The sequence below is a fragment of the Kluyvera sp. EC_51 genome (assembly GCF_019584505.1).
GTDB classification, from domain to species: Bacteria; Pseudomonadota; Gammaproteobacteria; order Enterobacterales; family Enterobacteriaceae; genus Kluyvera; species Kluyvera sichuanensis.
Genome location: NZ_VDAG01000029.1, coordinates 55,608 through 69,232, shown reverse-complemented (window position 1 = coordinate 69,232; position 13,625 = coordinate 55,608). Strand labels below are relative to the sequence as shown.

General features: G+C 52.9%; 7 protein-coding genes. 5 read left to right on the top strand and 2 right to left on the bottom strand.

The window, feature by feature from the left end; all coding sequences use genetic code 11:
• Positions 1 to 51: 51 nt before the first annotated feature.
• The 5 genes from xerD (at position 52) to lysS (ending at position 6,138) form a co-directional block, all read left to right on the top strand.
• Positions 52 to 948, top strand: coding sequence for a site-specific tyrosine recombinase XerD (xerD, locus tag FHC49_RS08340; RefSeq protein ID WP_185669859.1), 897 nt, complete (start codon positions 52 to 54; stop codon positions 946 to 948).
• Between the two features lie 22 nt (positions 949 to 970).
• Positions 971 to 1,684 (top strand): bifunctional protein-disulfide isomerase/oxidoreductase DsbC, encoded by a 714-nt coding sequence (gene dsbC, locus FHC49_RS08335; protein WP_185669858.1) that lies wholly within the window; start codon positions 971 to 973, stop codon positions 1,682 to 1,684.
• Between the two features lie 5 nt (positions 1,685 to 1,689).
• Positions 1,690 to 3,423: a single-stranded-DNA-specific exonuclease RecJ gene (gene recJ, locus FHC49_RS08330; protein ID WP_220439508.1), complete on the top strand. Its 1,734-nt coding sequence runs from the start codon at positions 1,690 to 1,692 to the stop codon at positions 3,421 to 3,423.
• An 89-nt stretch (positions 3,424 to 3,512) separates the two neighbouring features.
• Positions 3,513 to 4,611, top strand: a protein-coding gene (gene prfB / locus FHC49_RS08325; RefSeq protein ID WP_115073720.1) for a peptide chain release factor 2 whose coding sequence is annotated in 2 segments (ribosomal slippage) — positions 3,513 to 3,587 and positions 3,589 to 4,611 — 1,098 coding nt in all. Because the reading frame shifts where the segments join, the coding sequence is not laid out codon by codon here.
• A gap of 9 nt (positions 4,612 to 4,620) precedes the next feature.
• Positions 4,621 to 6,138, top strand: a complete 1,518-nt coding sequence (gene lysS / locus FHC49_RS08320) for a lysine--tRNA ligase (protein WP_220439507.1) — start codon at positions 4,621 to 4,623, stop codon at positions 6,136 to 6,138.
• 74 nt (positions 6,139 to 6,212) lie between these two features.
• Here the strand turns inward: lysS and FHC49_RS24360 are convergent, their stop codons facing one another.
• Entirely contained in the window at positions 6,213 to 12,683 is a 6,471-nt protein-coding gene (locus FHC49_RS24360) for a calcium-binding protein (protein WP_255581258.1), read from the bottom strand.
• Positions 12,684 to 12,701: 18 nt separating this feature from the next.
• Entirely contained in the window at positions 12,702 to 13,583 is an 882-nt protein-coding gene (locus FHC49_RS08265) for a hypothetical protein (RefSeq protein WP_220439506.1), read from the bottom strand.
• Positions 13,584 to 13,625 lie beyond the last annotated feature (42 nt).

Here is a 13,625-nt window from a genome sequence, read left to right as displayed (position 1 = left end):
GGGGGCTAATTCAGGCATAATGGTGCTGATTTAACACGCAGAGGGGCCGAGGTGGATAAGGATCTTGCACGAATCGAACAGTTTCTCGATGCGCTGTGGCTGGAGCGCAATCTGGCTGAAAATACCCTTAGCGCCTACCGCCGTGACTTGACCATGGTGGTAGAGTGGCTGGCGCACCGCGAACTCTCGCTGGAAACAGCGCAAAGCGACGACCTGCAAAATTTGCTCGCCGAACGTCAGCAGGGGGGCTATAAAGCAACCAGCACCGCCCGACTGCTGAGCGCCATGCGACGCTTCTTCCAGCATCTGTATCGTGAAAAATTCCGTCCGGACGATCCCAGCGCCCAGTTGGCATCACCGAAACTCCCCCAGCGGCTACCGAAAGATCTCAGCGAAGCGCAGGTAGAGCGTTTGCTACAGGCACCGCTGGTCGATCAGCCGCTGGAGCTTCGCGATAAAGCTATGCTTGAAGTGCTGTATGCTACCGGCCTGCGCGTTTCCGAACTGGTGGGGCTGACGATGAGTGATATCAGCCTGCGTCAGGGCGTGGTTCGGGTGATCGGTAAAGGCAATAAAGAGCGGCTGGTTCCGCTCGGCGAAGAGGCCGTTTACTGGGTTGAGAACTGGCTGGAGCATGGCCGCCCCTGGATGCTTAACGGCGTGGCGATTGACGTCTTGTTCCCGAGTCAGCGTGCCCAGCAGATGACGCGTCAGACCTTCTGGCACCGCATTAAGCACTATGCCCAGTTGGCGGGTATCGACAGCGAAAAACTGTCACCGCACGTGTTGCGCCACGCTTTTGCGACGCATTTGCTGAACCACGGCGCGGATCTGCGTGTCGTACAAATGCTGTTGGGGCATAGCGATTTGTCGACCACACAAATTTATACGCACGTCGCGACAGAGCGGCTGCGACAACTTCATCAACAGCACCATCCACGAGCATGATGCTGATTTAAAAGGACAGTTTATGAAACAAGGTTTAATGATGTTCACCCTGCTGGCGGCGGCATTTTCCGGCCTGGCGCACGCTGACGATGCCGCTATCAAGCAGTCGCTGGCGAAACTGGGCGTGCAGAGCACCGATATTCAGCCGGCGCCGGTCGCCGGGATGAAAACCGTCCTGACCAACAGCGGCGTGCTGTACGTCACCGATGACGGCAAGCACATTATTCAGGGGCCAATGTATGACGTCAGCGGCGCGCAGCCGGTGAACGTCACCAACGCACTGCTGATGACCCACCTGAACGCGCTGGAAAAAGAGATGATTGTCTACAAAGCGCCGCAGGAAAAGCATGTGATTACCGTCTTTACCGACATCACCTGTGGCTACTGCCACAAGCTGCATGAAGAGATGAAAGACTACAACGCGTTGGGGATCACCGTGCGCTATCTGGCCTTCCCGCGTCAGGGGATCCAGAGCCAGGCTGAGCAGGATATGAAATCCATCTGGTGTGCCAAAGACCGCAACAAAGCGTTTGACGATGCGATGAACGGCAAAGGCGTTCAGGCCGCCACCTGCGATATCGACATTGCCAACCACTACGCGCTCGGCGTGCAGTTCGGCGTGACCGGCACTCCGGCTATCGTGCTCAACAACGGCTACGTGGTTCCGGGCTATCAGGGGCCGAAAGAGATGAAAGCCTTCCTCGACGAACACCAGAAACAGACCAGCGGTAAATAATTCGCGTGAAACCACAGACTCAACTTCGCCGCCGTGAGGTGGATGATTCAATCGTGTTGCCGGGCGAACTGTCGCCGCTGCTGCGCCGTCTGTATGCCAGCCGCGGGGTGAAAACCCCGGACGATCTGGAGCGTGGCCTGAAAGGCATGCTGCACTGGCGCTCGCTGACGGGCGTGGAAAAAGCCGTCGAGATGCTGCATGACGCGTTTGAAAAAGAGCTGCGCATCATGGTGGTGGGCGACTTCGATGCCGATGGCGCGACCAGTACTGCACTGAGCGTGCTCGCCCTGCGGGCGATGGGCTGCCAGAACGTCGAATACCTGGTGCCGAACCGTTTTGAGGACGGTTACGGGTTAAGCCCGGAAGTGGTCGATCAGGCCCACGCTCGCGGCGCGCAGATGATCATGACGGTGGACAACGGGATCTCTTCCCATACCGGGGTCGATCATGCGCATGACCTTGGGATCAGCGTGCTGGTGACGGATCATCACCTGCCGGGCGAAACGCTGCCCAAGGCGGATGCGATGGTTAACCCGAATCTCGTCGACTGCCCGTTCCCGTCAAAATCCCTGGCGGGCGTAGGCGTGGCCTTTTATCTGATGCTGGTGCTGTGTAACCACCTGAAAGAGAAAGGTTGGTTCGAAAAACGTGGGATCCCCGTGCCGAAGATCGTCGAGTTTCTCGATCTCGTCGCGCTGGGGACGGTTGCCGACGTGGTGCCGCTGGATGCCAATAACCGCATCCTGACCTGGCAAGGGCTGAGCCGCATTCGGGCCGGTTACTGTCGCCCGGGGATTAAAGCGCTGCTGGAGATTGCCAACCGCGAGGCGGCGAAGCTGGTGGCAAGCGATCTTGGCTTTGCGCTCGGTCCACGCCTGAACGCGGCCGGTCGTCTGGACGATATGTCGGTCGGCGTGGCGTTGCTGCTGTGCGATAACCTCGGCGAAGCCCGCGTGCTGGCAAACGAGCTGGATGCGTTGAACCAGACGCGTAAAGAGATAGAGCAGGGGATGCAGGCAGAAGCGCTGACCCTGTGCGAGCAGCTTGAGCGCAGCCGCGCCGAACTGCCGGGCGGGCTGGCGATGTATCACCCCGAGTGGCACCAGGGCGTGGTTGGCATTCTGGCGTCGCGTATCAAAGAGCGTTTCCATCGGCCGGTGATCGCTTTTGCCCCGGCGGGTAACGGTCAGCTTAAAGGCTCGGGACGATCCATTCAGGGGCTGCATATGCGCGATGCGCTGGAGCGTCTGGATACGCTGCACCCTGGGTTGATGCTCAAGTTCGGCGGCCACGCGATGGCGGCGGGACTTTCTCTCGAAGAAGAACGCTTCGAAGAGTTCCAGCGCTGCTTTGGCGAACTGGTCACCGAATGGCTGGACCCGGCGCTGTTGCAGGGTGAGATTCTCTCCGATGGTGAACTGAGCCCGCAGGAGATGACGCTGGAGATGGCGCAGATGCTGCGTGAAGCCGGGCCGTGGGGGCAGATGTTCCCGGAACCGCTGTTTGACGGGCGTTTTCGCCTGCTGCAACAGCGCCTGGTTGGTGAACGTCATCTTAAGGTGATGGTTGAACCGGTCGGCGGCGGCCCGCTGCTGGACGGCATTGCGTTTAACGTTGATACCGCCGTCTGGCCGGATAACGGCGTGCGCGAAGTGACGCTGGCGTACCGTCTGGATATCAACGAATATCGCGGCAACCGAACCCTGCAGCTTATCATCGATCATCTCTGGCCGATTTAGCATCGCTTATACTGTAATTAAGAGCGGGAATCCGCTAAGATTCCGCTCTTATAACCGCATTTTTCTCGTCCATTAAAAGAAAATAGACCATGTTTGAAATAAACCCGGTAAATAATCGCATTCAGGACCTCACGGAGCGCTCCGACGTTCTTAGGGGGTATCTTTGACTATGATGCTAAGAAAGAGCGTCTGGAAGAAGTAAACGCCGAGCTGGAACAGCCGGATGTCTGGAACGAACCCGAACGCGCGCAGGCGCTGGGCAAAGAGCGTTCCTCACTTGAAGCGATTGTCGACACCCTCGATCAAATGTCTCAGGGTCTGGAAGATGTATCCGGCCTGCTGGAATTGGCTGTAGAAGCCGAAGACGAAGAGACCTTCAACGAAGCCGTTGCAGAACTCAATACCCTGGAAGAGAAGCTGGCACAGCTGGAATTCCGTCGTATGTTCTCCGGTGAGTATGACAGCGCCGATTGCTATCTCGATATCCAGGCAGGTTCTGGCGGTACTGAAGCGCAGGACTGGGCAAGCATGCTCGAGCGTATGTATCTGCGTTGGGCAGAAGCGCGTGGCTTTAAAACCGAAATTATTGAAGAGTCCGAAGGGGACGTGGCCGGGATTAAATCCGTAACCATTAAAATCTCCGGCGACTACGCGTACGGCTGGCTGCGTACGGAAACCGGCGTTCACCGTCTGGTCCGTAAGAGCCCGTTTGACTCCGGCGGCCGTCGCCACACCTCCTTTAGCTCCGCGTTTGTTTACCCGGAAGTTGACGACGATATCGATATCGAAATCAACCCGGCGGATCTGCGTATCGACGTGTATCGCGCATCCGGCGCGGGCGGTCAGCACGTTAACCGTACGGAATCCGCGGTGCGTATCACCCATATCCCAACTGGGATCGTGACGCAGTGCCAGAACGACCGTTCTCAGCACAAAAACAAAGACCAGGCCATGAAGCAGATGAAAGCGAAGCTTTATGAACTGGAAATGCAGAAAAAGAATGCAGAAAAACAGGCGATGGAAGACACCAAGTCCGACATCGGCTGGGGTAGCCAGATTCGTTCATATGTCCTGGACGATTCCCGTATTAAAGACCTGCGCACCGGGGTTGAAACCCGCAATACGCAGGCGGTACTGGACGGAAGTCTGGATCAATTTATCGAAGCAAGTCTGAAAGCAGGGTTATGAGGAACCAACATGTCTGAACAAAACGCACAAGGCGCTGACGAGGTAGTCGATCTTAATAACGAAATGAAGGCACGCCGCGAGAAGCTGGCTGCACTGCGTGAGCAGGGCATCCCGTTCCCGAACGATTTCCGTCGTGACCGTACCTCTGATCAACTGCACGCTGAATTCGATAGCAAGGACAGCGAAGAGCTGGAAGCGCTGAATATCGAAGTTTCCGTTGCCGGTCGTATGATGACTCGCCGTATTATGGGTAAAGCTTCCTTCGTGACTTTACAGGACGTTGGCGGCCGTATTCAGCTGTACGTGGCGCGTGACGATCTGCCGGAAGGCGTTTACAACGAGCAGTTCAAGAAATGGGACCTCGGCGACATCCTGGGCGCGAAGGGTAAACTGTTCAAAACCAAAACCGGTGAACTGTCTATCCATTGCACCGAGCTGCGCCTGCTGACCAAAGCACTGCGCCCGCTGCCGGACAAATTCCACGGCCTGCAGGATCAGGAAGCGCGCTATCGTCAGCGTTATCTGGATCTGATCTCCAACGATACTTCCCGTAACACCTTCAAAGTGCGTTCCCAGATCCTGGCGGGTATTCGTCAGTTCATGGTTGGCCGCAACTTTATGGAAGTGGAAACCCCAATGATGCAGGTGATCCCTGGCGGCGCGTCTGCCCGTCCGTTCATCACCCATCATAATGCGCTGGATATGGACATGTACCTGCGTATCGCGCCGGAACTGTACCTGAAGCGTCTGGTGGTTGGTGGCTTCGAACGCGTGTTCGAAATCAACCGTAACTTCCGTAACGAAGGTATCTCCGTTCGCCACAACCCAGAGTTCACCATGATGGAACTCTATATGGCGTACGCGGACTACAAAGATCTGATCGAACTGACCGAATCTCTGTTCCGCACGCTGGCGCAGGATATTCTGGGCCACACCGAAGTACCTTACGGCGACCAGACTTTTGATTTCGGCAAGCCGTTCGAAAAACTGACCATGCGCGAAGCTATCAAGAAATATCGCCCGGAAACTGACATGGCCGATCTCGATAACTTCGACTCTGCGAAAGCCATTGCGGAAAGCATCGGCGTTCACGTTGAGAAGAGCTGGGGTCTGGGCCGTATCGTGACCGAGATCTTCGAAGAAGTGGCGGAAGCGCACCTGATTCAGCCAACCTTCATCACCGAATATCCGGCTGAAGTTTCTCCGCTGGCGCGTCGTAACGACGTGAACCCGGAAATCACTGACCGCTTTGAATTCTTCATCGGCGGCCGCGAAATCGGTAACGGTTTCAGCGAGCTGAACGACGCAGAAGATCAGGCGCAGCGCTTCCAGGATCAGGTTAACGCCAAAGAAGCGGGTGATGACGAAGCGATGTTCTACGACGAAGACTACGTCACCGCGCTGGAACACGGCCTGCCACCGACCGCGGGTCTGGGTATCGGTATCGACCGTATGGTCATGCTGTTCACCAACAGCCACACCATCCGCGACGTGATTCTGTTCCCGGCCATGCGTCCGGTGAAATAATCGCGATAGCGTGAGATAAAACAAACCCCGGCCATGTGCCGGGGTTTGTTTTTACGCGACATAAACCGGCAGGTTTACGCACTCATCAGCGAGTTGACAGTAGTACGTGCCGTGCTGAGAGATGGAGACATGTTGACCACGCAGTCATCATCGTTATCACTATCGGCGGTAAACATGGCCATCTGTTCCCTGATTTTCTGCAACGATACCGGTGCATCGGCGGGTTGCGCCAGCGGTAGCGGAATATCATCTTCGATATGATTAAGAACATCTTCAATTAGCCAGTCCGTGCCGTCGGCAAAAGTGATATGTTCAACCCGGTATTTTGCCGCAGAGAAGTAGTCTTTCACCGTGACGCTGTCCGTGCTGTCTTCAAACGTAATCAGTAAATCGTTGCTGTTGCGCTGTACGATAGCTTTTGCCGCTTCGGTTCCGTCGCCAAAACGGAGAGTGTCGTTATCGCCGCTGTAGCTATAGCCTTCGGTAATGACGTCCTGACCGTCCCCGGCGCTAAACAGGTAAATATCACTACCATATCCGCCCAGGAGACTATCGTTTCCCGCACCGCCTGACAGTTGGTCGTTATTTTTTCCACCATCCAGATGGTCATTTCCTGCACCGCCGCTTAGCCAGTCATTGCCCTCGCCGCCATTTAGCGCGTCGTCACCATCATCGCCGTACAGCGTATCTCTACCGGCATCGCCCTTCAGCGTATCGTTTCCTGCGTTACCCGCCAGCAGATCGTCGCCAGCGCCGCCAGCCAGCATATCATTGCCATTTCCACCATATAGGGTATCGCTACCACCCGCACCGGAAATCGTATCGTCACCGTCGTCGCCGTACAGCGCATCGTCGCCGTTACCTCCGTTAAGGGTGTCATTCCCGCCAGCGGCGTGGATTTCGCTGCCGGAGTTTTGAGCAAAGAGAGACTGTGCCTCGTCAGTTCCTGCGCGGAGGAGATATTGGTTTTCAATCATATCGCAATCCCACGTTGTACCATCGGCAAAAACGATCCTTGCGATCGGGGGCCTGCTGAAGTAGTCAGTGAGCGTCACGTTATCGGTGCTGTCGCGAAAGCTGATAACCAGGCTGTTACCGCTACGATATATCAGGGTGTTTTTCGCCAGCAGCGTGTCTCCTAGATGTAGCGTATCAATGGCAATTTCCCCGATGGTGCTGGTGATGTGATCCTGGCCGTCTCCGGCATTGAACAAGTAGGTGTCTTTGCCATAACCGCCGCAAAGCGTATCGTTCCCTGCGCCGCCGCTTAACAGGTCATCACCGTCGTTGCCATACAGCGTATCGTTCCCGTCGTCGCCGTGCAGTATGTCATCGCCCGTATCACCAATTAGCGTGTCATCGCCACCTGCGGCATGAATTTCACTGCCTTCCTCAAATGCTGTCAGCGTCTGGTTATTGTCATGGCCCCTGAGCACCATGGCTCGCATAGTTTCGTAGTCCCACTCGGCACCGTCAGCAAAAACGATACGGTAGTCGGGGCGAGCGTAAGGGTAGAAGTAATCGTTCAGGGTGATGCTGTCACCGGTATCCGGGAAAGCGATAATCAGGTCATCGTCCTGACGAGAGGCGATGGCGGCGTCAGACCGCAGGTCACGACCAAAACGGATGGTATCCGTATCGTGTCTGTACTCAGAATAATTTCCCCATTCATCGACGAAATCCTGTCCGTCGCCAGCGTTGAAAAGATACGTATCGCTCCCTGTCCCTCCGCTTAACGTATCATTCCCTTCGCCGCCGGCCAGCGTGTCATTACCGACATCGCCATAGAGCTGGTCGTCCCCGGACCCGCCGTAAAGCATGTCATTACCTGCTTCACCATAGAGCAGATCGTCACCGGCACCGCCGTACAGTATGTCGTTGCCTTCCCAGCCTGAAAGCTCATCGTCTCCGGCACCACCTGCCAGCATATCGTTACCTTCCCAACCTGTAAGCCAATCGTTCCCTTCACCACCATCCAGATAGTCATCTCCCAGAGAGCCCTCGAGAGAATCGTTGCCTCCGCCTCCGTCAATATGGCTACCCTCAGCAAACGCCATGAGATTATCGTCCCCATCCGTGCCGCTAAGCGTTAGGGTCTTGATTATCGTTTGATTCCAGGTGGTGCCATCGGAAAAGTTAATGCTATCCAGCGTAGGGACGCTGTTAAGAAAATAGCTCCTGATGGTGACGCTATCATCACTGTCTTTGAAGGTGATGAGTAGATCATCGTAGCTACGTTGTACGATGGCATTTTCCGCCAGCAGCCCTTCGCCAAAATAGAGCGTATTGCTGTCTCGCTGGTCGGCATAGCCTTGATCTTCAATAATATCCTGACCATCACCTGCGTTAAACGTATAGGTATCGCTGCCTTCACCGCCGGACAGAAAATCGTTACCTTCACCACCGTTGAGCCGGTCATTGCCGCCCATACCATAGAGCTTATCGTCACCGGATAAGCCGTACAGAGAGTCATCGTTATCACCGGCCTCGAGTACGCCACCCGCTTCTGTTGCCGTGAGCGTCTGTGGGGCATCGTGCACGGAGTGGAGCGCTGCGCTAATGGCTGCCGTATCCCAGAAAGTGCCATCAGCAAACTCAATCCGTGATATCAGCGAATAGGCGGCAGAAAAGTACTCCTCGATGGTGATACTACCTTCTCCGCTTTCAACGCTGATGATCAGGCTGTCACCATCTCGTAGGAACTGAACTTCTTCGGGTCTAATTCCCTCCCCAAAGCGCAGTGTGTCCTGGCTGGTATCTTCTGGTTCGTTCCACGACGACATATTGCTAAAGATATAATCGTGCCCGTCGCCTTTATTAAACAGGTAGATATCATTTCCGTGGCCGCCCTGAAGAACGTCATCGCCTGCGCCACCGGACAGAATATCGTCTCCGCTTCCGCCGGTAATTGCGTCGTTTCCTTCGTCGCCATAAAGCACATCATTGCCCTGTCTTCCTTCGAGCGTGTCGTCTCCGCCAGCGGCATGAATTTCACTGCCATCTAGCATTGCCATCAGAAATTGATCGTCTTCTGTTCCCGCCAGGGCTCGTGCCGCGACGTCTTCCTGGTTCCAGATGGTTCCATCGGCAAAGATTAGGCTTTCTACAATCTGCTCATTTTTGTAGAAGTACTTTTTTACCGTCACGCTATCATCGCTACCCTGGAAGGTAATGACTAAATCATAATCATCCTGGGTGAGTATGGCCTTGTCAGGAGACAACCCTTGCCCAAAACGGATTGTATCCTGGCCTGCAAGCAGCGCTCTGGCGCGCTGGCTATCTTCATTTTCGTTAATTCGAGAGAAATCCTCCAGGTCACCGCTGTATTCAAAAATCACTTCCTGGCCGTCACCCGCATTGAACAAATAGGTGTCGTCTCCCTCACCACCACACAGATAGTCGCTGCCTTTACCGCCGCTAAGCGTGTTAGCCCCGGTATCTCCAAATAGCGACTCGCTCTCGTCGCCACCGGTGAAAAAGTTATCGCTGGTTTCTTCTTCCTGCTCCGGCACTTCAGGAACCTCGGGAGCTTCAGGGGTTTTAGACGCATCTGAGGATGGGGAGAATTCTGCGTCATCGGCCAGATAGTCGACCATACCTGGTTCATGCTGAATTAACGTGTAGCGGAGGTCTGCCAGTTTCTGTCGGTTGTAGTCAGAATAAATAGAGAGGTCAATTAATGTAGAGCTCACCTCGTTGAGCAGAGCATATTCGCCAGCCTGATAGAGTTTGGTAAACAGCGCTTGTGCCGCCTCCAGGCTAATGACTACACCAGCGACACCGGAATTAAACCCTGTTAATACGACATCTTTCAGGTGGTCATAGAGGGTGGTCTGCGCCAGTAACTGTGCGCTGGTGTAATTCCTGAATTGTTGATATTCTTTCAGCAGCAGTGTTGAAGGTTCTGCCGCGATCTTTGATCCATGATACCAGTGGTTATAAGATGAGGCAGTAAGTTGCTCCAGCAGGGCGACCTGCTGCGCGGTAACGGAGTACAACCTGGTAGCAGCAACGTCTTGTACTCCCGCCCATTGATAAATCAGCTTATCCAGCAGCGCTTCTTTTTGGCCGCTGTCAGTTTCCGCAATGTATTCGGTAACCAGCGCTTTTAATATATCGTCCTGAGCCATTGCTTCACGTAGATCGGATACGTTGCCAAAGCCTCGTGCGTTTGGCAGTTGAATCACATCCGTCGTCAGGGGAACGTCATTGACGTGAACGCGATCGGACTGATCTATCTTAAACCAGACGTCGGCACTGACCGTGGTCCTGCCGTCAGCCCACTTGACGGTGCTGGTCTGCCGGTGAGCTTCGCCATTGGTGTCCTGATAGGTTGAAGAGGCATAGCGGATATCGATTGCTGCCACGCCGGCATCGCTTAGAGTGACGAGTTCACCGTCATCCGTTTCGCCGTTACTGTTTTTATCCTGCCAGATTTGCAGCGATGACCAGACTTTGTCCTGGGCGTCGATTATTCCGTCCTGATTATCATCGAGCTCCAGCAGCGCCTGAAAACCATTGCTGGCGGTACTGCCATCTTGCAGCAGAGTATGGTTGCCGAACAGTTCCCGTCCATTATTGATCTTGCCGTCGCCATTTAGATCGCGAACCAGAAAACCGTCGCTCGCCGCTGCCCAGCCGCTCAGTTCCCTGACGCCGTCACCGCCGTAATCAAAATGAACTCCCCTACCGGACAGCGTTTCTACACCGTTGCCATCCATGTCGATGACCACAGGATCCACTTTCTCAGCCTCTCCGTTATCCGGCATTTTATCTTTGGCATTCTTATTGTTGGTACCTGACGGATCTTCTTCAGAGGCATCCTCTTCCTCGTCGCTCCGGATAGTAATACCTAATGCTGACCAGACTCTATTTCCTGCTGCATCTGTATCAACTATTGCCCATTTTTTAAAATCAGTAATTCTAAGACCGTTATTAATCACTAGCGTATTGCCGTCAAAGGTATATTTATTACCGACATAATCGGTGTATGTGCCTTCTGGGTCGCCTTCTGAGTGAGTGGCTTCTTTTAGCTCTACCAGTTGATGATTGCTGTCAGATAAGAATACTGAACCATGAATATCCGCCTTATCGGTAAGATGAATAGTGTCAAAATCGTCGACGACGAAAGAGTTAAACCCAGCGCCGCCATAGAGCGTATCGGCATCACCATCAAATGGTGTGAGAAGGTCGCCGCCGTAAAGTATGTCCGTCCTCTTATTATCCTGAATGATATTATTTAAATTAAAGCCGCCCTGGGCATAAAGAATATCGTCACCTCCACCACCGTATAAGGTATCGCTACCCATTCCACCGTAGAGAACATCGTCACCTTTTCCTGCAAACAATTTATCATTACCACTTTCACCCATCAGGACATCATCGCCCGCGTAGCTTGAAAGGTTATCGTCCCCGCTGCCGCCAATCATCAGATCCGCTACGCCGTCGGCAAAGTTATTCTTCTGGTACTTGCTACTGTCGATAACCTGGTCGGTGTTATTGAGTGCCAGGTAAATATTGGTGGATATTAATTCACTACCCCCAAACCATTCGTGACTATTCTCATAGCCGAGCGCTTTGAGTGATTCAAGGAGCGCGTCACGGGCAGGGTTAAGTATTTCGGTGAGATCGCTAACTTCCTTTCCTGAAACGTTTTGTGCCAGATCTAAAATCGCTTTATAATCTGTATTAGCCTCGGCAATCTTGTCTTTTTTTGGCTCTGCCGTAGTGATATCCGGCGCATGACCAAATGCTGCCTCATACTCCAGGATTTTTTCTCGGTTTTCCTGAAGAACTCGGAATATATTTTGTGCTTCTGCCGTGCCGACATTATTTGGATCATCGTAGAGGCCAAATATTTGCGACTCCATAAATCGACGTTTAGCAATTCCGGGGCGAACTGTCTGACCGGGGGCATTTGAATTGTAACGAATTTCATACCAGGCAGCAGCGCGGTTGCCGGTATCAATTGCTTCTCTTAAGCGCGGGCCAACGAGGCCTGAATTCCCCCATACGCAGCTGGCAAGAACCAGCTGTTCTTTGGAGTTTGCAAATTTTTCGTCATCAATATTAATTATCTCTCTCAATCGGCCACTATAAACACTACTCCAGAGTGAACTGAAGGCTGCCTTAGATTCATTTTCATTATTAAATTTAAACTCAAGGCGACGAGGTTCAGCGGGGGCGAAGTCTGGATTAGTGTCGTCGTGCCGCTCTTGTAAAATAGCGTTATATCTTGTGACATTTGTAGTACGAGCTATCATTAGCGCACGGAGGCGTGAAATATAACCATTTTCTATTTTTTGTGATTCAGTTAACGGGACTGAATCATTAGTCCATATTAATCCCATTTCTTTCAAAACAGCGAGCCTTACGGTATCCCCCCCAGTATAAAGATCGAAACCTACGCCAATGGTCGGGTGACCGTCTACGTCACTTAACTCAAGACTTTTAAGACGGTCTTCTTTACTTTTAGTCTCGAGTGCAAAGAGCATAGTATAGAGAGTATCAGTAAAATTATTAATGGAATGCCATTTAAGTGTCATAGTAAATAATTCCTTATGTTATTTAATTCCATCGTTATAGAAGATTTCACAATTGGCGTCTGGGTTAAACGACCATTTCCTGTATTTGAAGCTATAAGTACTCATTACTATGTTATCGATAAAATAAGGCGTGCCTTTATATAAATAGATATCTGACTTCCAGGCGGCCTGTCGAATGGCACCTGAAAGAAGCGTGTGCTGCTTGTTTTCGGGAAGTATGGCTCTCGGTTCAAGCCCTGTCAGGCTGTCGTTAACAAGGATAAGTCCTTGTGCCAGAATGTCGGGCATGGGCAGCCTGAGGCTTTTACATTCGTCCTTAATTATGCTCTTCACAGGTTCAGGAATTGGGCCAGCGTATTGCACAAAGGTTAATGGGGCGGTGGATATATCAAGGCGTTTAGCCTCCTCTTCAAGCCAGGTGGGGAGGGGCATGCTCCAGACCTGCAGATATCTTCCGTTGGCGATAAAACTATCAATTTTTTTCTCAATATTGTCTTTTTGCTCAGCAGTCAGTGAGTCCAAAACACTATCTGGCTGATATAGGTCATCATCGAACAGTTGTAACAACCCTCGATCTTTTTCTGGTAAATCAATCCGATAGTAGTCTCTGACAAAGATACGGCGCAGAAGCGGCCGGTATTGGTTCGGGTCCAATTTTTTCCATTCCGGCCGTCGGAATGATTTTGCCTGCGGGAGTACCTGGTAAATGGCGCATGCTGTTTCAGACTTTGTCTTTGAGAAATCATGGCGCTTAAGCTCTTTGAACATGGCGTCACACATCAGGTATCCCTTGCCGGTATGCTGCTGCCAGCGTCCTTTTCCGGCCTGCGCAGGAAGCACCGTCAGGCTGAGTGCGACTAATGTGAGCAGCAATGGTTTGTAGGGTGAAGATGTTTTCATCAGACCTCCGGTGTCCTGTTTAGATTGATTAAATAAATATAT

Bases quoted from the DNA above. Each gene is read 5' to 3' on its own strand.
- dsbC (WP_185669858.1), top strand. From the start codon at position 971: ATGAAACAAGGTTTAATGATGTTCACCCTGCTGGCGGCGGCATTTTCC.
- lysS (WP_220439507.1), top strand. From the start codon at position 4,621: ATGTCTGAACAAAACGCACAAGGCGCTGACGAGGTAGTCGATCTTAAT.
- FHC49_RS24360 (WP_255581258.1), bottom strand. From the start codon at position 12,683: ATGACACTTAAATGGCATTCCATTAATAATTTTACTGATACTCTCTAT.
- FHC49_RS08265 (WP_220439506.1), bottom strand. From the start codon at position 13,583: ATGAAAACATCTTCACCCTACAAACCATTGCTGCTCACATTAGTCGCA.